General features: G+C 64.7%; 15 protein-coding genes. 10 read left to right on the top strand and 5 right to left on the bottom strand.

What is annotated here, in order from left to right; all coding sequences use genetic code 11:
• Positions 1 to 80 precede the first annotated feature (80 nt).
• On the bottom strand, positions 81 to 3,971 hold the full coding sequence (locus ABD819_RS03010; protein ID WP_345120822.1) for an AAA domain-containing protein: 3,891 nt from the start codon (positions 3,969 to 3,971) through the stop codon (positions 81 to 83).
• 145 nt (positions 3,972 to 4,116) lie between these two features.
• On the opposite strand from ABD819_RS03010, the gene ABD819_RS03005 reads away from it, so the two are divergent.
• The 5 genes from ABD819_RS03005 to ABD819_RS02985 all read left to right on the top strand — a co-directional run bounded on the left by ABD819_RS03005 (position 4,117) and on the right by ABD819_RS02985 (position 9,283).
• The gene (locus ABD819_RS03005) at positions 4,117 to 4,692 is read left to right on the top strand and encodes a hypothetical protein (protein ID WP_345120820.1); all 576 of its coding nucleotides are present in this window, start codon (positions 4,117 to 4,119) and stop codon (positions 4,690 to 4,692) included.
• A 204-nt stretch (positions 4,693 to 4,896) separates the two neighbouring features.
• Complete coding sequence (locus tag ABD819_RS03000) at positions 4,897 to 6,213, top strand: DASH family cryptochrome (protein ID WP_345120818.1); 1,317 nt, start codon at positions 4,897 to 4,899, stop codon at positions 6,211 to 6,213.
• 84 nt (positions 6,214 to 6,297) lie between these two features.
• Entirely contained in the window at positions 6,298 to 6,657 is a 360-nt protein-coding gene (locus tag ABD819_RS02995) for a hypothetical protein (protein ID WP_345120816.1), read from the top strand.
• A gap of 61 nt (positions 6,658 to 6,718) precedes the next feature.
• Positions 6,719 to 8,704: an IGHMBP2 family helicase gene (locus tag ABD819_RS02990; RefSeq protein WP_345120814.1), complete on the top strand. Its 1,986-nt coding sequence runs from the start codon at positions 6,719 to 6,721 to the stop codon at positions 8,702 to 8,704.
• 63 nt (positions 8,705 to 8,767) lie between these two features.
• On the top strand, positions 8,768 to 9,283 hold the full coding sequence (locus ABD819_RS02985) for an FKBP-type peptidyl-prolyl cis-trans isomerase (RefSeq protein ID WP_345120812.1): 516 nt from the start codon (positions 8,768 to 8,770) through the stop codon (positions 9,281 to 9,283).
• A gap of 149 nt (positions 9,284 to 9,432) precedes the next feature.
• On the opposite strand, the gene ABD819_RS02980 is transcribed toward ABD819_RS02985, so the two are convergent.
• Positions 9,433 to 10,029: an acyl carrier protein phosphodiesterase gene (locus tag ABD819_RS02980; RefSeq protein WP_345120810.1), complete on the bottom strand. Its 597-nt coding sequence runs from the start codon at positions 10,027 to 10,029 to the stop codon at positions 9,433 to 9,435.
• A gap of 106 nt (positions 10,030 to 10,135) precedes the next feature.
• On the opposite strand from ABD819_RS02980, the gene ABD819_RS02975 reads away from it, so the two are divergent.
• Entirely contained in the window at positions 10,136 to 10,642 is a 507-nt protein-coding gene (locus ABD819_RS02975) for a pyridoxamine 5'-phosphate oxidase family protein (protein ID WP_345120808.1), read from the top strand.
• Between the two features lie 104 nt (positions 10,643 to 10,746).
• Positions 10,747 to 11,469 (top strand): spheroidene monooxygenase, encoded by a 723-nt coding sequence (locus ABD819_RS02970; RefSeq protein ID WP_345120806.1) that lies wholly within the window; start codon positions 10,747 to 10,749, stop codon positions 11,467 to 11,469.
• Here ABD819_RS02970 and ABD819_RS02965 read toward each other — a convergent pair.
• Positions 11,459 to 13,069 carry a hypothetical protein gene (locus ABD819_RS02965; RefSeq protein ID WP_345120804.1) on the bottom strand — a complete coding sequence of 537 codons (1,611 nt, stop codon included), beginning with the start codon at positions 13,067 to 13,069 and terminating at the stop codon, positions 11,459 to 11,461. The genes ABD819_RS02970 and ABD819_RS02965 overlap by 11 nt on opposite strands.
• A gap of 192 nt (positions 13,070 to 13,261) precedes the next feature.
• Between ABD819_RS02965 and ABD819_RS02960 the strand changes: the two genes are divergently transcribed.
• Positions 13,262 to 14,848 (top strand): hypothetical protein, encoded by a 1,587-nt coding sequence (locus ABD819_RS02960; RefSeq protein WP_345120802.1) that lies wholly within the window; start codon positions 13,262 to 13,264, stop codon positions 14,846 to 14,848.
• A gap of 516 nt (positions 14,849 to 15,364) precedes the next feature.
• On the top strand, positions 15,365 to 16,927 hold the full coding sequence (locus tag ABD819_RS02955; protein WP_345120800.1) for a hypothetical protein: 1,563 nt from the start codon (positions 15,365 to 15,367) through the stop codon (positions 16,925 to 16,927).
• Positions 16,928 to 16,945: 18 nt separating this feature from the next.
• Here the strand turns inward: ABD819_RS02955 and ABD819_RS02950 are convergent, their stop codons facing one another.
• Positions 16,946 to 18,070 (bottom strand): DNA topoisomerase IB, encoded by a 1,125-nt coding sequence (locus ABD819_RS02950; protein ID WP_345120798.1) that lies wholly within the window; start codon positions 18,068 to 18,070, stop codon positions 16,946 to 16,948.
• Between the two features lie 105 nt (positions 18,071 to 18,175).
• Between ABD819_RS02950 and ABD819_RS02945 the strand changes: the two genes are divergently transcribed.
• Positions 18,176 to 19,300, top strand: coding sequence for an App1 family protein phosphatidate phosphatase (locus ABD819_RS02945; RefSeq protein ID WP_345120796.1), 1,125 nt, complete (start codon positions 18,176 to 18,178; stop codon positions 19,298 to 19,300).
• Positions 19,301 to 19,308: 8 nt separating this feature from the next.
• On the opposite strand, the gene ABD819_RS02940 is transcribed toward ABD819_RS02945, so the two are convergent.
• Positions 19,309 to 19,773, bottom strand: coding sequence for a YybH family protein (locus ABD819_RS02940; RefSeq protein ID WP_345120794.1), 465 nt, complete (start codon positions 19,771 to 19,773; stop codon positions 19,309 to 19,311).
• Positions 19,774 to 19,846: the final 73 nt, after the last annotated feature.

Below are 19,846 nucleotides of genomic sequence, written 5' to 3'. Positions count from 1 at the left end.
GCGAAGCATCTCTACCGTGCTGGTAATTGCGCTGTAGAGATGCTTCGGCAAGCTCAGCATGACGTTTTTGTATTCAGCCTTTACACTAGCGCCACCCCTACCCGGGCCAGCAGCGCGGCGTGGTGCGGGGCGCGGCTCAGCAGTTGCTCGTTGCCGAGCAGCACCAGCTGCTGCCGCGCCCGCGTGAGGGCCACGTTCAGCTTGCGGTCGACCTGCCCGGTTTCGTCGGGCGATACCATGAGTTCGAGCTGATGCTCGTGATGACAGCAGAAGCTCACGATAATGACCTCGCGCTGACTGCCCTGGTAGCGCTCCACGGTATCGACGCTGACCTGGGCCAACGCGGGCAAATGCAGCTCTATGGCCAGCTGGGCCAGCCGGGCGCGGATGCGCGCCGCCTGGTTGCGGTAGCTGGCGATGATGCCGAGCGTGGTTTCGGGGTTGAATGCCGCGCCGTAGCCCTGGGCTATGTAGGCGGCGGCTTGCCCGGCCAGCTCGGCTTCCTGGGCCGATTCTTTCATGGATAAATCCTCGGGCTGGCGGCGGGTGGGCATAAATATCACCCGCTGGCTTTGCAGGGCGGCCGCAAAATCGTTAGTCGGAACGGGCCAGGCGGCGCGGTCGAGCGGGGCGGCCTGCCAGGGCATGGGGCAGCGCAATTGGCCGTCGTAGAAATCCTGATTAACAAGCACGGCCAGCTCCTCGTGCATGCGGTACTGGTCGGCGAGGGTGCCGTGGGCGTGGGGCCAGTGCGCCTCGGCCCGGCGGAAAAGGCGCTCGAAGTAGGAGTTGCGCAGGTTGGTGAGGCCCAGCTCGGCGCGCAGCAGCTCGGCGCACTCCGGGGCGATGGCACTGGTTTCGGGCTCCTGGGCCACCACGGCGGGCAGCTGGCGGTGGTCGCCGATGAGGATGAACTTGGGCACCTTGGCCAGCAGGGCCAGCATGGGCGACTCCAGCACCTGGCTGGCCTCGTCCACCACGGCCAGGTCGAACTGCTTCAGCATGAACAGCTCGGGCTTGCCCAGCAGGCTGGCCACCGTGCCCACGTAGAACGGGCAGGTCGTGAGCCGGCCGCGCACCATCTGGCGGGTATTGCAGTCGCGCAGCATATTATCGAGCAGATACGGCCGGTACACCGGCGCGGTACCCAGCCGCGAGCCCACCCGGATAAACGGCAGTCCGGCCTGCACCAGCTGCTCGCAGATTTCGTCGACGGCGCGGTTGGTGTAGGCGGCCAGCAGCACCTGCTTATCCTCCTTATATAGCTGCACGGCCAGCTCGCGCAGCACGGCGCGGGTCTTGCCAGTGCCGGGCGGCCCGCAGAGCACGAACCAATCGGGCGCGGCCAGGGCGCGGGCCACTACCTCCGGGGCGGTGGTGGCGGGGGCGGTTTCCGTAGTCCAGCCTTCGGGCTGGCGCGGGCCGGTGCGGGCCAGCAGGCGCTTGCGGCGGTCGGCCGCCAAGCTCAGAAAGGCCGACAGCCCGGCCCACTCGCGGCGGAACGTGTCGTAGGTATCGGGCTCCAGGGCCCAGTGCGAGTGGCCGTGCAGGTAGCGCGGGGCCATGCGGCGGTTGCGCACGCTGAGCACCACGCGGCCATCGGCCCCCAGGTCCTCGGCGAGGACGACCTTCACCACCTGCGCATCTAGTACACTGAGTGACTGAGTGGGTGAGTGACTGAGTGAAGTTGCGACCGGCTCGGCGGCAGCAGTATCGGTGCCTGGAGCCGTGGTTTGAGCTCCTGCTGCCGACACTTCCGCAGCTTCGGTTTTGCGGGGGTTGCGGCGGCGTGGGTAGAGAATGAGCGTGTCGCCGGCCCGAAAGTTGACTTCGCGCCCACCCTCGCGCCGCTGAAAAATGAGGTGCGGGCCGAGGCCGTCGCGGGCATCGTCGTCGGCGTTGCTATGGTCTTCGATTAATTCGAGGTCATCGAGCAGGCTAAAATTCTGGTGCTTGCGGGCCTGGGGCAGCAGCCAGAGGCCGGCCTGCCCGCCGGCATCGCCGGGGCGGGCCTCGTCGCCGAGCAGCGTGAGGCGCATTTCGCGGGCGGCGAAACGGGCCAGCTCCAGGCAGTAGGCGCGCTCCACGGGGTCGGCGGCGGCCCAGGCGTTGGCCACTTTTTCGGCTTTGGCTTTGCCGAAGGGCGGCAGCGCCATCAGGTTGGGGTGCAGCACGGGGGCCAGCAGCGCGGCCGTTTGGCGCGGGCCGGTGGCGCGGGCCAGCTGCAGCTCGGTGCCCACCAGCTGATTGCGGGCCGAGATGAGGCGGTCGATAAAGTCCTGGTCCTGGTCGACGCGGCGCACGGCGGGCTGCCCACTGGCCGCGTTCGAGTACAAGATGCTGGTGCGGCCCCGGCCGGCCGTCTCGCCATCGGCCCCGAACACCGATTCGAGCAGCAGGCGGTAGAGCTGAGCCTGGGCGGCGTGGTTGGTCCAGGGCTCGGCGTGGGGTACTTTGGTCGAGCTTTTCAGCTCGACCAAATCGTAGCCGGTGGCGCTTTCGTGCAGCAAATCGAGCCGCCCCTGCAAGCCGTAGGTAGCCGAGAGAAAGGTCGGTTCGAGGAAGCAATCGGCCAGGCGCAGGGGTTCCTGCTGGTAGCCGGTGCGGCTCTGAGCCACGAAGCCCAGGCCCCGGGTTTCGCGCAGCGTGCGGTGGTGACGGCGCAGGTCGTTCAGCAGCTCGGGCACGCCGGTGCGGGTCTGGAACTCGGGCAGCGTGCTGAGCGAGAGCGGGGCCGAGCGGAACAGGCGGCCCCGGAAAAACTGCTCCAGGTCGAAGTCTTTCGCGGTTGGTTGCCCGGTGTCAGTGCTTAGCTCAAAAAAGGGCGCTTCGGGCACTGCCAAAGCAGCAACCCCAGGCCCGCCAGTCGCTACAGCTTCTTCAGGAGCACCTGGTAAGGCTTCCGAAGGGGTTTTTACTCCCTCGGAAGGAGATTTTACTCCCTCAGAAGGGGATTCTACACCATCAAAAGGAGTTTTTACTCCTTCCGAAGGGGTTATAACCCCTTCCGAGGCGGTTATCAGGCCATCAATTACGCGGGAACCCGAGCCGGCCAGCTTTGCCAGGCGCTTCAGCTGCTGCTGCCGGGCGGCGGCTTCCTGCTTCGCTTTCAGCTCCTCCTGCCTCCCGGCGTGGCTCACTTCCTCATCCAGCAGCAGGTTCACCAGGTTGCCGACCACCAGCGGGCGGGAGGTTTCATCGGGCAAAAACGCATTCAGCAGCGCCCATTCGGGGATGGTGCCGTCCTTTTGGGCGCACTCGGCAATGGTCGTCACGCTCACCAGGTAGTCGGGTTCGAGCACCACGCGGCGGGCCCGCACGCTGCCATCAGCCAGGGCCACCGGCCCGATGAGGTGCAGTGTGGGGTGCAGCGCGGCGGCCAGCGGCAGCACGTTTTCGTAGGCGGCCGGCAGCACGAGGCGGAACGGGCCGGCGGGCCGGCCGTTGGCGGGCGTGGCCACTTCCACGGTCAGCGTGCCGGTGGCCAGGTCGGCGTGCAGCACATTCACCCGCCAGGCCGTGTTGGAGGCGGCCACGTCGGGGGCGAAGGATTTTACGGTGGCCGCGCTGCTTGCGGAAGCCCCGGAAGCTTCTGGCGTGGCTGCCGCAACTGATGCTTGGGGCAGCGGCAGGCCGGCGTAGGCCGTGCCGGTGAGGTGCAGCAACAGGGCGGCCACGGCCGCGAAACCGCTGCCTACTTCAGCCGGCGAGCCGGCGTAGCTTTCGTGCACCACCAGGTTGGCCGCCAGGCGCAGGGCTTGCAGCTGGTGGCGCAGGGCGGCCGGCAGCTCGTGGGCATAAGCCACCTGCCCGATGGCCTGGTTGAGGTCCAGAAACGGTACTTCCCGCTGCTTGCAATCATCGCGCAGCACGGTTTCCAGCAGCTTGCGCAGCTTGGGGAGCTGGTCGGCGGGCGCGGCGGCCAGGTCGGCCGCGATGGCGGCGAGGCGCGGATAGTAGCGGGTTGGCATGAGCGAATTGGCAGATTGGGATGTTAAAGGTACCGCCGGGCCGCCGGGGTTCGTTACTCGTTTTGAACCGGACTGGTCCGTTTTGCGATACATGCAGTGGACCGCGCCGTTCAGGCCCGGCCCTTTTCTCCGTTAAACTTTTCTGATGACTCGTTTGCTCGCCTCCCACACTTTCCCCAAATCCTTCACCTTGGCCGTGCTCTTGAGCCTGGCCACACTCACCGCCGCCGGCCAGGCCGCTTCCGTGTCGCCCGACAGCCCCTTGCCGGGTCTGCTACGCGAGCGGGCCACCCTCACCGGCCGCTACGCCGAGGCCAGCGCCCAGCGCCACAGCCTGTTCGGCAACAAGCCCTCCAAAAAAGACCTGCAGGAAGTGGTTGATGCCCTGCAGGGCATCGTCGACAAAGACCAGCAAATAGTGGACGTGCTCAACCAAACCACGCAGGCCGCCCAAACCACCTCCGTGCGCCTGGCCGCCACCACGACCTCCCTCGAAAACACCGGCCGCGACGACCGCAACCTCACCGCCCAGCGCCTGTCCGAGCTGCAAAACGAAGCCGAGAACCTGCGCCAGCGCGAAAAGCAGCAGCTCACCAAAATGCGCGACCTCGAAGCCGAAGTGGCCGAGGCCAAACAGGGCCATTTCGTGCGCGATGCCTTGATTGCGGGCTTGGCCGTGCTCAGCGTGGGGCTGCTGGTGGCCCGCCGCAAGCGCAGGTAGCCCGGGCTTTTTTGGCCGCCCGGCCGAAAACATGGCCGCGCCGCGTGCTACGGTGATTTACGGGCTATTTCGACCAGTTAAAAGTTGAGAGTTAAAAGTTAAAAACCAATACAACTGCGTTTTAACTTTTAACTCTCAACTTTTAACTGGGTTCTTCAATTTAGAAATTTCTCAAGGCTCCCATGCTCGCTGAAAACCCCTGATATGACCGTTCTCTACTGGCTGCGCAACGACCTGCGCCTGCACGACAACGAAGCCCTGGCCGCGCTGCCGGCCGGCACCACCGCCCTGCTGCCCGTGTATTGCTTCGACCCCGTGACGCTGGGCCCCGATGCCTACCTGGGCCTGCCCCGCACCGGCCCGCACCGCCTGGCTTTCCTGCTCGAAACCCTGGCTGATTTGCAGCAGCACTACGCCGCGCTGGGCTCAGGCATTCACTTCGCGGTGGGCCCGCCCGAGGAAGTGCTGCCCGCCCTGGCCCGGCAGCTGGGCGCGCAGGCCGTGTTCGCCAGCACCGAGCACACCACCGAGGAAGAAGAAGCCGAGGATGCCCTTACCGCCGCCCTGGGCCCGCAGGTACCCCTTCGCCGCTTCGAAACCCTGACCCTACTGCACCCCGATGACCTGCCCATTCCCATTGACCGGCTGCCGCTGTCCTTCAGCAAGTTTCGGTTTGATGTGGCCGCGAAAGTGAGTGTGCGGCCGCCGCTGCCCGCGCCGCGCCAGCTGCCGCCGCTGCCCGCCGGGTTTGCACCAGCGCCCCTGCCCACCGCCGATGAGCTGGCATCCGCGCTGGGGCTGCCGGCGGTGGCTGGCGCGGTGCCTGACCGCCGCACGGCTCTACCCGCGCTGGGCGGGGGCGAAACCGCCGGCCTGGCCCGCCTGCACGACTACGCCGTGGAGCGCCACCTCATCGGCCGCTACGACGACACCCGCAATGAGCTGTTGGGCGAGGCCTTCAGCACCAAGTTTTCGCCCTGGCTGGCTAATGGCAGCCTCTCGGCCCGGCAGATTTGGGCGGCCATCGATGCCTATGATGCCACCCACGGCGCGCGCAGCAAGGGGGCCATGCAGCTGCGGCTGGAGCTGTTGTGGCGCGATTATTTCCGCCTGCTGGCCCACCGCACCGGGCCGGATTTCTTCCGCTGGCGCGGCCTGCGCGAGCAGCTCCCCAAACCCGCCCGGCCCGACCAGGCGGTGTTTGATAATTGGGCCGCCGGACGCACCGGCAACGCCTTTGTCGATTCCAATATGCGCGAGCTGGCCGCCACCGGCTTCATGAGCAACCGGGGCCGGCAGAACGTGGCGAGCTACCTCATCCACGACCTGCACCAGGACTGGCGCTGGGGCGCGGCCTGGTTCGAGCACCAGCTCATCGACCACGACGCGGCCTCGAACTGGGGCAACTGGAAATACATCGCCGGCACCGGCACCGACGTGCGCGACACCGCCTTCGACGTGCCCCAGCAGGCCCGGCGCTACGACCCGCAGCAGCGCTACGTGCGCACCTGGAGCCGCTAGCGCGAACTTTGCGAGTCCGGGGCGTGGCCCGGTTCCCGCGCGGACTCGCAAAGTCCGCGCTACACTCGGCCGTACCTTCGCCGCATGTCCGTAACGTTTCCCTTCCAACTATCCCCCGCCCCGCCGCCCATTTCGCCCGAGTACCAGCTGGTCATCTTCGCCGATGTGGGCGGGCTGGAAGAGTATTACGTGCTGTTTCAGGACTACGGCTTCGGCGGCACCGCCGACTCCTGGGTCGAGCACATCGAAACCATCATCGAAGAGCACCAGCCCGCGCTGCTCGACGAGCTGGAGTTTGGCGAGGGCGGCCAGACTTTTGTCGTCTACGCCAGCAGCCCGGACATAGCCGACCAGTTTCTGGCCACCGTGCTGCCCTTTTTCGGCACCCTGCCCTTACTCCAGAAATACCTGAGCCAGGCCGACCCGGACGACTTTTTTGCGTGAGTGTTACCTATCATTTTCGTTTTTCGTTGTTACTACTTCAACGAACCCAACCCGCTTTCTTTTGTCTGACCTCACCTTCACCCCCACCGACCCCTACGCCCTCGAAAAAGAGCTGCGCCACGTCCAGTCTCTGATGAAGCTGGAGCAGCAGGAGGACCTGGTGCAATTCAAGCTCAAAAACGCCAAGGCCAGTATTCAGGAGCGGCAGCAGCGCGGCCTCACCTGGTACCCCGTAACTATTACCAAGGAAGACATTGGCTTCGGCGGCAAGGTGGTGCTGGAGCTGGAGCGGCCCGCCGGGCAGCAGGGCCTGCACCTGTTTCAGGTGGGTAAGAACGCGGCCCTGTTTGGCAACGTGCCCGGCCGCTCGGCCACCGACCGGCCCACGCTCAACGGCGTCATCACCAGCGTGCGGCGCAACAAGCTGCTGCTGGCAACCACCAAGGAAGACCTGCCCGACTGGGTAACGGAGGGCAATAAGATGGGTATCGACCTCACCTTCGACGAAGTGAGCTACCGCGAGATGGATTACGCCCTGGGCAAGGTGATGGGGGCCTACGGCGACCGCCTGGCCGAGCTGCGCGACGTGATTCTGGGGGCCAAAGAAGCCCGTTTCCGCGAGGAAAAGGCTTCTGACATTTTTTATCCCAGCCCGCTCAACGAGTCGCAGCAAGCGGCCGTGCGCCACGTGCTGGCGGCCCAGGATGTGGCCATCATCCACGGCCCGCCCGGCACGGGCAAAACCACCACCCTGGTGCAGGCAATTCTGGAAACTATCCGGCGCGAGCGGCGCGTGCTGGTGTGCGCGCCCAGCAACACGGCCGTCGATTTGCTCACCGAAAAGCTGGCCGAGCGCGGCGTGAATGTCATTCGGATGGGCAACCCCAGCCGCGTTTCCGACCTGCTGCTGGAGCACACCCTCGATGCCCAGGTAATGGGCCACAAGAGCTACAACGAGATGCGCTCGATGCGCCAGACGGCCGACCAGTACCGCGAAACGGCCAGCAAACATGTGCGCAACTTTGGCTATGAGGAGCAGCAGCAGCGCAAAATGCTGAAGGAGGAAGCGCGGATGCTATTCCAGCAGGCCGATGATTTGGAGCGCTACATCACGGAAGACTTGCTCGAATCGGTGCAGGTGATAACGTGCACGCTGGTGGGGGCCAGCAACCGCAATATCCGCCACCTGACCTACGAAACGGTGTTTATCGACGAGGCCGCCCAGGCCCTGGAGCCCGGCTGCTGGATTCCGATTTCGAAGGCCAAGCGCGTGGTGCTGGCCGGCGACCACCACCAGCTGCCGCCCACCGTGAAGAGCGACAAAGCCGGGGCCCTGCGCGAAACGCTGTTCGAGAAAGCCATCAATCGCCAGCCCGCCACGGCCCGCATGCTCACCGTGCAGTACCGCATGCACGAGCAAATCATGCAGTTCAGCTCCGACCAGTTCTACGACGGCCAGCTGACGGCCTACGACACCGTGGCCCACGCCGGCCTCGACGCCTACGACCTGCGCTTCGCCCCCGACCTGCCTGTGGAGTTTCTGGACACCGCCGGCTTCGGCTTCCTGGAAATCACCATTCCCGAAAGCCGCTCCACCGCCAACCCCGAAGAAGCGGATTTGCTCCTCAAGCGCCTTGCCCAGCTCCTCGAACCCTACGACCCCGCCGACCACGAGGACGACCCGCTCAGCATTGGCGTAATTGCCCCCTATCGCGCCCAAATCAACTATCTGAAGGATGCCATTGAGGAAAACGACGAGCTCAGCGGCTTCATGCAGCACCGCCAGCTCAGCGTGGGCACCGTGGATTCGTTTCAGGGCCAGGAGCGCGACATTATCGCCATCACCCTCACCCGCAGCAACACCCACGGCGAAATCGGCTTCCTGAGCGATATCCGCCGCATGAACGTGGGCATGACCCGGGCGCGGAAGAAGCTCCTACTCGTCGGCGACTCTTCCACGCTCGGCGCGCACCCGTTTTTCAAGGCCCTGATTGAGTACGTGGAGAGCATTGGCGGCTACCGCACGGCTTGGGAGCTGCAGGATTGAGCGGGCCGGTTTTCCGACAAATTCCGTACTTCGTATCTCTCACCAAACCTCACCTACCCCAACATGGCTGCAATCAGCGATAAAAAAGTCGTCACCATCACCTACGACCTCAGCGTGACCGACGAAAATCAGGAAAAAGTGCTGGTCGAATCGGCCGAAGCCGACTCGCCCATGGTCTTCCTGTTTGGCCACAGCGGCCTGCCCGAGGAATTTGAAGTCCAGCTCGACGGCAAAAGCGCCGGCGATGACTTCCAGTTCAGCCTCACCCCCGAGCAGGCCTACGGCGAATACGACGACCAGGCCTTGGTAGAAATCCCGAAAGAGGTTTTTCTCATCGACGGCAAGCTGGATGAAGAAATGCTTCAGCCGGGCAACTTCCTGCCCATGGCCGACAACGAAGGCAACCACATGCAGGCCAAGGTGATAAGCATCGGCGACACGGCCGTACAGATGGATTTCAACCACCCCCTGGCCGGCATGGTGATGCACTTCACCGGCAAGGTGCAGGAGGTGCGCGAAGCCACCGCCGAAGAGCTGGCCCACGGCCACGCCCACGGCGAAGGCGGCCACCAGCACTAAAGGCTGGGGTTGACATCTGAAAAAAGGCAGAACGTCATGCTGAGCGTAGCCGAAGCATCTCTACCACAGCAGTAATTCATTCCTCAGGATTAGTTGCGCGGTAGAGATGCTTCGGCTGCGCTCAGCATGACGTTCTTTTCTGTTTCAGCTTACCCCAGTTCCTGCGCTACCAACTGCTCAAGCTGCGGAAAAAACACCCGAAAATCTGCCTCATACTCCCCATAATTCAGCTCCAGCTCCCTCCCGGCCGTTTCCATGCCCGAGCCGGGGGTAGCGCGGCGGCTCAGGCCCCCAAGGGCGCGGCCGATGCCTTCGGTTTCGGCGTAGCCCAGCAGCCAGTTGTGCTGCGTGAGATGAGGGAGAAAGTGCTGCACGCGGGGCGGCATCTCGGCCTGCCGGGCCGTGAGCAGGGCATATACCCGCTGGGTAAAGGCCAGCAGGTTTTCGGGGGAGAATTCGGAGAAGTTGCGGGCCAGAAAATGGTCGAGAAACATGTCCGAAATCACGCCAGCGTATTTGCCGTAGCCGGCTGTGCGCAGGCGCAGGGTGCCGCGCCGGATGATGGGGTGCTGGTCGGTGTAGGCGTCGATAGTGCGGTGCAGGCGAATGCCGGTCTGCACGGCCGGGGCGTAGTTTTCGAGCTGCCGGCCGGGCACCGAGTCGGCGATAAAGTTGCCGAGCAGAACGTCGGAATACGCGGCAGCGGTGGGCGGGCCGGAGAGCAGCAAATGGGCCAGAAAATTCACCCACGCAAGGTATAGCTCAAAGCCCGGGCGGGCGGATGCCCCAACCTTCACCGGACCCGGCCGTAAACCAAACCTGAACTTTCATCTTCAGAAACCACTCTTCCCCATGGCCGAACAAATCGCCGTTAGCCACGATATCTCCAAGCTCGTGGACAAAATCAAAGACATTCGCATTGCGATGATGACCACCGCCGAACCCGATGGCTCGCTGCACTCGCGCCCCATGTATACCCACGAGCCCGAGCCCGACGGCACCCTGTGGTTTTTCACGGAGGAGGATTCCAAGAAAATCGACGAAGTGCAGCAGGACCAGCACATCAACCTGGGCTATTCCAAGCCCGAGGATAACCTCTACGTGGCCATTACCGGCACAGCCAAGGTGGTGACAGACCGCGCCAAAATCAAAGAGCTGTGGAGCGAGAGCCTGCGCGGCTGGTTCCCCAAGGGCCAGGACGACCCCAATATTGCCCTGCTCAAAGTAACCATTGAGGTCGGCGAGTTCTGGGATTCGCCCAACGCTACCCTGCTGCGGGCCTACACCTACGCCAAGGCCGTGCTCACCGGCGAAACCTACAAGGCCGGCCCCGATGAGCATTCCATCGTTAAGCCTTAATAGGCTAAAAAAGGATTGAATAGAAACGGCCGGAAGCAATTCCGGCCGTTTTTTGTTGCTTGAAACCCGCGGCCTGCTCACGTCGCAGCCTACTTTCCCTGTTAATGCCCCACACCACCATCACCATTTTCACCCTGAAGCCCGGGCACCGGCGCTGGGGCCTGGCCCAGATGGGCACTTCGCCGCCAGTGCTGCGCCGGGTGCCGGGGCTGCGGTTTTTCAAGCTGCTGGGCAGCGGCGCCCACAACGGCTTCGGCCTGTGGCCCAATCTGGACCGCTACGGCTTCATGGCCGTGTGGGAAGACGTGGCGGCGGCCACCGCGTTTTTTGCGCGGCACCAGCTGTGGCAGACCTACCAAACCCGCAGCGCCGAACACTGGACGCTGGAGCTAGCCCCCCTAAAATCGCAGGGCCTGTGGGATGGGCAAACGCCCTTTGACTACCCCGCAGCCCTGCCGCCCACCGATAATGCCCCCATGGCCGTGCTGACCCGCGCCAGCATCAGCTGGCGCAAAACCAGGCGCTTCTGGCAGTTTGTGGAGCCCACCAGCGCCGCCCTGGCCACCGCCGGGGGCGTGCGGGCCGCCATTGGGCTGGGGGAGCTGCCGGTGGTGCGCCAGGCCACGTTCAGCGTTTGGGAATCGGCGCAGGCCATGCAGCAGTTCGCGTACCGCGATGCCCGCCACCGCGAAGTAATCCAGCTCACGCACCGCGAGAAATGGTACAGCGAGGAGCTTTTCGCGCGGTTTCGGGTGCTGGGCAGCGCCGGCACCCTCGACGGGCGCGACCCGCTGGCGGGCCTGCTACCGGGCCCCGCTAGTCGTTGAGATTATAGCGCTTCAGCCAGGCTTTGCTATCCGTGTTGAGCGCTGGGTGCGGGTCGGGCTGCTGGGTAATGCCTTTGGCGGGGACTATTTCGCGGCCAGGACTGCTGAACCAGGTAAAGCCTTTGATGCCGGCGGAAGTGGCCGAGGCCGGGCGCCGCACCTCGTCGTGCCCAAGGCCACCGTACATCCCCACCGGAAACTGCTGGCTCAGGGGCGGAATAATCTCGAAGGTATCATCGCCCGCCAGGCCGTACAGATTGAGTTGATGGGTGTATTTACGGTCAAAAATCCGCTCCGAAAGCAGGCTATCGGGCTGGCCGGACCGGCGGGCCAGCAGGCGCACCCGCAGCCGCCCCTCCCCCGCGCCGCTGATGATGAACCGCTCGCTGCCGTCGGTGCCCACCACCCAGGCTTCATCGGCCAGCACCTCGTAGTACCGGCGCGCCACGGCGGGCAGCTGCGCCCGCCGGGCCCGCAGCAGCGGCCCAAAATAGCTTGTGATGGCCGCTCGGGTTTCCGCCGGGCCCGCCGCCAGGGCCTGCGTTATGCGGGCATCGGTCAGCCGCCGCTGGAGCGAATCGGCTTCGTCCTGAAAATCTTCGGCACTAAGGTCGGCCAGTAGCGTGCGGTCGAGCACGCGGGCGGTGGCCGTGAGGCCAGCCACGCTCCCCGGCCGGATGGTGGCGTGAAAACTCTGGTATTTGGGCACGAACCAGGAAACCAGACGGGTCATCACCCCGTCATCGAACAGGAAAAAGGCCTGGTCGCGGTCGCGCGGAATGGGCCGGTAGCGCACGCTCCCGGCTTGCGCGAAGCTGGCCCAGCGCCACTGGTCCTCACGACGGCTCCAGTCGCCGAGCCACATATCCAGCAGGCGGGCCCGCAGGTAGGCCCGGGCCTCTACCCGGGCCGTGGGCCGCTGATGCACGGCAGCCAGCATGTGGGCCGTACTCACCACCTTAGCCGAGTGCCCAAAGCCTGGCAGGCCCGTCTGGTTGCCATCGGGCCGCTCTTCGAGCAGGTAAAGCGCGTTGGCATAGCCCGCCCGAAACCTGCCCAGGCCGGGGTCATCCGGCACGTATACCAGGCGCGGGTTGGCGTGGTATACGCCGGCGGCCCCGGCCAACGCCGCTGCCGGGTACGCGCCAAACGGCTGCGATACACTGGTCTGGTCTTTCATCAGGCCGCCCAGCAGCTGCCGTTTCCAGCCGGCCGGCAGGGCCGCGCTCGCATCCTTATCCACTGAGCGCAGCACCAACTCGCCGCCGCCGGGCGCGCGCAGGCGCAGCGTACGGCTCTGGTAGCTGCCGCCGGCCTGCACGGGCAGCAGGCCACCGGGCACGGCCGTGGCCAGCCGCAGCACCGGCACCGTGACCGGCGTAGCCCACAAGGCGCGGTAGTGCCTGCCCCAGAAAAACTGCCACACCGCGCCACGGGCGTACTGCGGCCCGGCAGCCAGGCGCACCGTGGCCGAGTCGGCGGCCCACTGCGGCGCGGGTTGGGCGGTTGTTTTGGGCCCCGAGCACGCCACGGCCAGCAACGCAACGCCCCACCCGCGCCGGATAAAAAAGGCCGCAGCCAGGGAAATAATTTTGGACATGAGCGGCAGGTGGTTCCGGCGAGAGCAACTGTGGCGCAGCCAACTGACCAGAGTAGCTGGCCCCGTATACTGCCAATGAGGCGGGCATGGTTGTGCGCCGCGGCCAGCGCGGCCCACCTTTGCGTGGTTTCTGCGTTAAAGGCACATTCTCGCCGCCCCGATTTTCCCCGGATGCCTCTTTTTCCCTTTCGATTGACTGCGTACCGGCTGGGTGTTGTGGCCCTGAGCTTAGCCGCGGCGTCGTGCGCCCGAAAAAATTACTTTCAGTCCGATGCCCGGGTGGGGCCGGGCAGCACGGCTCCCCTGCCCCTGGCCGCCAATTCCGTTCGGGCCACGGCGGGCCGCCATTACAACCGTCATTCCGGCTTCTATTGCTGGTTTCTGGGTCGGCATTACCGCAGTACCTGGGCGGCAGCGGTGCCGGCCCCGGTGTTGCGATTGAGCACAGCCGCCCCCGGCGGCCTGCTACCCAGCAAAAGCGGGGGCGGCTACCAAAGCATCAGCATGACCCTAAGCGGAACCCAGGGCCGCGAATATGCCCTGCGAGCCCTCGATAAAGAACCCAGCAGAACCCTGCCGGTGTGGCTGCGCAAAACATTTTTATTGAATGTGGTGCGCGATGCCACCTCGGCCGCCAACCCCTACGGCGCGCTCACGGTACCGCCGCTGGCGGCGGCGGCGGGCGTGCCCCACTCCCGCCCGCGGCTGGTGTATGTGCGGCCCGATGAACAGGGCCTGGGTGCCATGTCGGAGCGGTTTCGGGGCAAGCTGGCGCTGCTCGAAGAAAAATATAACGCCCTCGCCTCGCTGACGCCGGACCTGGCCGGGGCCACCGGCCTGGTGGGGGGCGAGGCGATGCTGGCCCGCGTATACACGCATCCGGCAAATTTCATCGACCAGACCGCGTTTTTGCGGGCGCGGCTGCTCGATGTATGGCTCGGCGACTGGGACCGGCACGAGGGCCAGTGGCAATGGGCCGCCTTCGCGGAGCCGGGCGGCCGGGTGCGCTACCGGGCCATTCCCAAAGACCGCGACCAGGTGTATTTCCGGTTCGACGACGGCCTGATTCCCTGGCTGGCCTCACGGCGGTTCATCGCCCCGCAATTCCAGACGTTTAAGCCTGAATACGACAACGTGGCGGGCCTGGTGTATCAGGCCCGGTTTATCGACCAGCGCGGGCTTTCGCAGCTCACCCGCGCCGATTTTCGGCGCATGGCCCTGGACTTGCAGCGCCGCCTGCCCGATACGCTCATTGAGCGGGCCATGCGCCGGCTGCCACCCGCCGTATTTGCCCTCGAAGGCGAGCGAATCGGTACTGCCCTCAAGGCCCGCCGCCAGGCCCTGCCCCAGGCCGCCGAGGCCTTTTACCTCAGCCTGGCCCGCGAGCCCACGCTGGGCGGCACGGCCCAGGCCGAGCGGTTTGAGGTGCACCGCTACCCCGATTCGACGACGGTACGGGTGTTTTCGGCAACGTTGGGCCAGCAGCGGGCTGGTGATTCCCTGCGCTTTCGCCGCACCTATTTCTCCGCCGAAACCCGGGAGCTCAGCCTGGACGGCCTCGGGGGGAACGACATTTTTGAGGTGACCACCACGGGCCGGGGCAGCCCCTTGCCCCTGCTGCTGTACGGCGGCACCGGCCGCGACCAGCTCCATCTGCACGGCAGCAGCGTCCGCCTGAAACTCTACGACGAAGCCTCCGACATGACCGCCGCCGGGGCCCGGCGCCCGCACCTGCCCCGCAAAGAGCGCCTGGCCTACGACCGTCTCAACGATGACTGAGCAGTTTCGCTTTTTGTGTACTGAGTTAAAAGTTGAGAGTTAAAAGTTAAAACTCATTGTATCTGATTTTTAACTTTTAACTCTCAACTTTTAACTTTCTGCAAAAGTGTACACTAACCTGAAAATCGCTGTAAGCAGCTGTTGGATTTACAAGGCCGAGTACCCCGAATTTCCAATTCGGCCCGGGCGCACGTCCCGAAACAGTCGTTCTGCCAACCCAGACGGGCCGAATTGGAAATTCGGGGTACTCGACCATTCGGCCTGCCACTCCAGACGGGCCAAATGGAAAAATCGGGTTTCTCAGCTGAGCCCGTTATTGCAGTTTCCAAGTCCGTGTACCTTTTTGAAAGAAGTTAAAAGTTGAGAGTTAAAAGTTAAAACACAAGCTGCCTGAATTTTAACTTTTAACTCTCAACTTTTAACTTTTAACTTGATACATCAAATGGGAAACCACTCTATTGCAGCCATTACCGCTGGTTTGCTGTTCAAAGCCCACGCCTGATTATCCGCCAGTTCTTGATTTCACTCCAATTGCGACCTTATTTTCCGATAGTGGCCTTGCTGGCCGGGCTGGTCAGCACTGGCTGCGTTCGCAGGCAATTTTTTCAGCCCGATGCCCGCCCCGATGCCACGCTTCCGCTCCCGGCCACCGCCGACAGCGTGCGCGGCGCGACGGCCGGCCGCCAGTATGCTCGCCACGGCCAGCTCTATAATGCCCTCGTGGGCCAGCACCACCGCCCCAGCTGGGCCGCGCCGGTGGCCGCACCGGTGCTCAACCTGGCCACCGCCCGGCCGGGCGGCCTGCAACCCGGCAAAGTAGGCGGCGGCTTCAACAGCACCAGCCTGAGCCTGACGGCCGCCAATGGCAGTGCCTACGTCCTTCGCACCGTGGATAAAGACCCGATTCGGGCCACGCCGGAGCTGGTACGGGGCACGTTTCTGGTGAATGTGCTGCGGGATAACGTGTCGTCGACCAACCCCTACGCGGCGCTGGTGGTGCCGCCCCTGGCCACGGCCCTGGGCGTGCCCCGCTCCGAGCCGCGCCTGTACTATGTGCGCCCCGACGACCCGGCTTTCCAAACCGACTCGTTGCACCATTTCCGGGGGCAGCTGGCTTATCTGGAAGAGAAAGCAGCCACGATGCCCGACAAACCAGCTCCCGCCGCCGTACTCAGTAGCGAAAAAGCTTTCGCGGCCGTGTTTGCCAGCCCCGACCAGCGCATCGACCAGGCTGCCCTGCTCCGCGCCCGCCTGCTCGATGGCTGGCTGGGCGACTGGGACCGGCACGCCGGCCAGTGGAGCTGGGCCCTGGGAGCCCCGATGACCGGGGGCTTCGCCCCGCTGCTGCCGCTGCCCAAAGACCGCGACATGGTGTTCTACCGCCTCGACGATGGCGTGCTGGGCTGGCTGATTGGGCATGTGGCCATCCGGCACTGGGTCACGTTTGGGCCGCGCTACAAAAACCCGGTGGCGCTGCTCTCCAACGGCGAATACCTGGACCGCCGGGCCCTGAACGGCCTCAGCCGGGCCCAGTTTCGCGCCACGGCGCTGGCCTTGCAGCAGCAGCTGCCCGATACCTTGCTGAACCGGGCCGTGCGTCGGCTGCCGCCCGCCGTGTTTGCCATTGAAGGCCCGCGCACCATCGCCGCTTTGCAGGCCCGGCGGGCGGCCCTGCCGGCCCTGGCCGATGCGCTCTACCTGGACCTGGCCCGCCGCCCCCTGGTGGGCGGCACCGCCCAGGCCGAGACCTTCGTTATCCGGCAATACCCCGATTCGATGCAGGTGACGGTGTATCCGAGCGGCTCCGAGACGGCTCTGCCCCTGTTTCGCCGCACTTTTTTTAGCAGTGAAACCCGGGAGATTGTGCTGGAAGGACTGGGCGGCGATGACACATTTGTACGGTCGCAAGCCCTCAGCCAGCAGGCGGCCCGCCCGCGCCTGCGCATCTACGGCGGCCCCGGCTCCGATACGCTGACCCAAGGGCCCTCCGGAGCATCGGTGACTTCGCTTCCCGGCATCCGGTTTTCGCAGGGCAGTGCCCCCGCCGGGCAAGCCTACGACAAGCCGGCCGAGGAATAAGCCTAGCGAGCACCTCGGCTACCCGGCGTTTTCCAACATCTTCAGCACCAACCGCTCCACGGGCGAGAGCAGGTCGTCGGGCGTGGTTTCGGCATCGTGGCGGCGCAGATAATCCACCAGCTCGCCCGACTTGAACAGGGTTACCACCTGCGGGTGAATGTAGTATTTGGAGCAAACCGTGGGTGTGTTGCCCAGGTTGGTGGCCACTTCTTTTACGGCTTGCTTAATGGCTTTTTCCGGTGCCAGGTCGGGCTCGTCGCGCAGCACGGCTTCCAGGCAGCCGGCCATTTTCACGGTGCCACCCCAGGTGCGGAAGTCCTTGGCCGACAGCCCCAAACCGGTGTGCCGGTGCAGGTACTCGTTCACGTCGCCCGATTCGAGGGCGTGACGCTGCCCGTCTTTGGAGTAATACTGAAACAGGTGCTGCCCGGGAATCTCCTTGCACTTGCGCACCAGCCGGGCCAGGCGGGCATCGTGCACGGTCACGTCGTGCGGCACGCCCTTCTTGCCGATAAAGGTGAAGTTCACATCGCCCCCGTGCACGTTCACGTGGTCATCGTGCAGGGTCGTGAGGCCGTAACTGGCCTTCTTGCCCCCCTTATTCTTCGCGTATTCCTTGTTGCCGACCCGAATAAACGACTGGTCCATGAGCGTAATCACCAGCGCCACCACTTTCTCGTGGTCGAGCACCGGGCGGGCCAGGTCTTTTTTCAGCTGTGCGCGCAGGGGCTCCAGCTTTTCGCCAAACGTGCGCAGCCGCGAAAACTTGGTCAGGCTGCGCATCTCGTCCCAGGCCGGGTGGTAGCGGTACTGCTTGCGGCTCAGACTGTCGTAGCCGGTTACCTGCAGGTGAGTGGTGGCTGAGGGCGAAATCCATACTTCCGTCCAGGCCGGCGGAATCACGAAGCCGGCAATGCGGTCCAGGATTTTGGCGTCGGTTATTTTCTGGCCTTTGGCGTCGTGGTAGGTAAAATTTCCGGCCCTGGTGGTTTTGCGCGACAGGCCCGAGCCCTGGTCGGTGGCGTAGCGCAGGCCGGCCATCCGGGCCTGGCGGGCCGGGTCTTTGTAGAGGATGTGGGCCTCTTCCTGAGGCATCAGCGACTTCTTGCGGGACTTGGGGCGGAGCGTGGCAGTGGTGGACATAAGCGGAAAATAGTGGCCCCGGTGGCAAGGCGTGGGCGTTCTACGCAAAAAGGGCTACCGGGGCTGACCAGCCGTATTCCAGGCCGCCCGCCGTAGGTTTGCCCCATGAAGCTGCTTAATATCATCTCTGCCTTTTCCGAATGGACCGACCACCTCCTGACCCGCCGCTCGGCGCGCACCGGCCGGCTGGGAGCGTTGCGGCTCGATGCATACCGCAGCTACGGCACGGCCGCCAAATTCTACATCAAGGGCCGCCTGATGGCCGACCCCGGCATCGCGCCCCAAACGGCGGCCGACTCGCGCTGGCGCAATTTCCGGAGCATGGTGCGCCGCTTCAACAGCCGCGAAATTGCCGGGGCCGACCTCGTGGCCGAGCTGCCCGACGGCAGCCAGCACCTCGTCACAACCGACGACGAAGGCTATTTCACCCTCATCATCGAGTTCACCCTCATCATCGAGCCCCACGCTCTGCCCGCGCCCGCGAGCTACCTCTGGTACCCAGTGCCGGTGCGCACGGCGCGGCTGCCCACCACCTACCCGCTGCCCGATGCGGTGGTGCAGGCCTCGGCCAACGTGCTGGTGCCCCCGCCCAGCGCCGAATTCGGCATCATCAGCGACCTCGACGACACGGTGTTCGAAACCCTGGCCACCAACGTGCTGAAGATGCTGGCCCGCACGCTGCTCAGCAACGCGCACTCCCGGTTGCCCTTCGTGGGCGTGGCCGAGTTCTACCAGCGGCTGCAGCGCGGCCGCACCGGCCGCACCGACAACCCCTTTTTCTACGTCAGCAGCAGCCCCTGGAATCTATACGACATGCTCGATGAGTTCATGGGCATCCACAAAATGCCGCCTGGCCCCCTGCTCCTGCGCGATTTGAGCATTGCCCGCCCCAAAACCACGCCCCCGCCCGGCGTGGTCGGCTCGGCCGCCCTGCATTTCGCCCACAAGCTCCACGAAATCGAAGACCTGCTGACGACTTACCCCGCCCTGCCCTTCGTGCTCCTCGGCGACAGCGGCCAGGAAGATGCCCGCATCTACCGCGAAGTGGTACGCCGCCACCCCGGCCGCATCCGCGCCATCTACATTCGTGATGTGCAGGTGCCGGCGCGGGCCCTGCTCGTGGCGCCCATCACCGAAGAATTGAAAGTAGAAGGCGTGCCCATGCTGCTGCTGGCTGATTATGCCGACGCCGCGGAGCACGCCGCGGAGCTGGGACTTATTGCCCGATAAGGGCGGCTTTACTCACTGTTCGTGTGGTCGGCCACTACCACCCACTTCCCGTCAATCTGCCGCAGCACGAGCAGGAAATACCCCTGCAAGTCTCCCGCCGTGGGGCGGGCCAGGTGCCAGCGCCCCACCACCTGCGCCGCGCCGGACGTGAGCAGCGACACCCGCAGGCCACTGAAATCGAGCTGGCCCATGGCGGCGGCATCAGGGTAGCTTTTCTGGTAATTGGCCAGCGTGGCCTGCCAGCCGTACGTCGGCCCTTTCCGACCGATGAAAACCAGCGAATCGGACTGCCAGTAGCCCTGCATGAAGCCGGGGATATCGCCCCGGTTCCAGGCCGCCGTTTGGGTGGTGAGCACCTGCACGATAGCGCGCCGGGCTTCGGCCGGGTTGGTAGTAGCCGCCGGGCGGGCCGTGGTGCAGCCCGCCACCCCAAGGCACACGAGCAAGGCAGCAGTTGTGTTTACGAAAGCCATATTTTTTGCTTTTTCCTTTGAGCGACGAACCCAGCAGGAGTATCCCGAATTTCCAATTCAACCCGTCAGCACG

It is taken from the genome of Hymenobacter antarcticus (assembly GCF_039539545.1).
Lineage (GTDB): Bacteria > Bacteroidota > Bacteroidia > Cytophagales > Hymenobacteraceae > Hymenobacter > Hymenobacter antarcticus.
This window is presented reverse-complemented; position numbering and strand designations above follow the sequence as displayed.

What these genes read in the sequence shown, in the direction of transcription:
- ABD819_RS02950 (WP_345120798.1), bottom strand. Translation starts at nt 18,070, where the DNA reads ATGTCCACCACTGCCACGCTCCGCCCCAAGTCCCGCAAGAAGTCGCTG.
- ABD819_RS03000 (WP_345120818.1), top strand. Translation starts at nt 4,897, where the DNA reads ATGACCGTTCTCTACTGGCTGCGCAACGACCTGCGCCTGCACGACAAC.
- ABD819_RS03010 (WP_345120822.1), bottom strand. Translation starts at nt 3,971, where the DNA reads ATGCCAACCCGCTACTATCCGCGCCTCGCCGCCATCGCGGCCGACCTG.
- ABD819_RS02970 (WP_345120806.1), top strand. Translation starts at nt 10,747, where the DNA reads ATGCCCCACACCACCATCACCATTTTCACCCTGAAGCCCGGGCACCGG.
- ABD819_RS02975 (WP_345120808.1), top strand. Translation starts at nt 10,136, where the DNA reads ATGGCCGAACAAATCGCCGTTAGCCACGATATCTCCAAGCTCGTGGAC.
- ABD819_RS02945 (WP_345120796.1), top strand. Translation starts at nt 18,176, where the DNA reads ATGAAGCTGCTTAATATCATCTCTGCCTTTTCCGAATGGACCGACCAC.
- ABD819_RS02995 (WP_345120816.1), top strand. Translation starts at nt 6,298, where the DNA reads ATGTCCGTAACGTTTCCCTTCCAACTATCCCCCGCCCCGCCGCCCATT.
- ABD819_RS02985 (WP_345120812.1), top strand. Translation starts at nt 8,768, where the DNA reads ATGGCTGCAATCAGCGATAAAAAAGTCGTCACCATCACCTACGACCTC.
- ABD819_RS03005 (WP_345120820.1), top strand. Translation starts at nt 4,117, where the DNA reads ATGACTCGTTTGCTCGCCTCCCACACTTTCCCCAAATCCTTCACCTTG.
- ABD819_RS02965 (WP_345120804.1), bottom strand. Translation starts at nt 13,069, where the DNA reads ATGTCCAAAATTATTTCCCTGGCTGCGGCCTTTTTTATCCGGCGCGGG.
- ABD819_RS02940 (WP_345120794.1), bottom strand. Translation starts at nt 19,773, where the DNA reads ATGGCTTTCGTAAACACAACTGCTGCCTTGCTCGTGTGCCTTGGGGTG.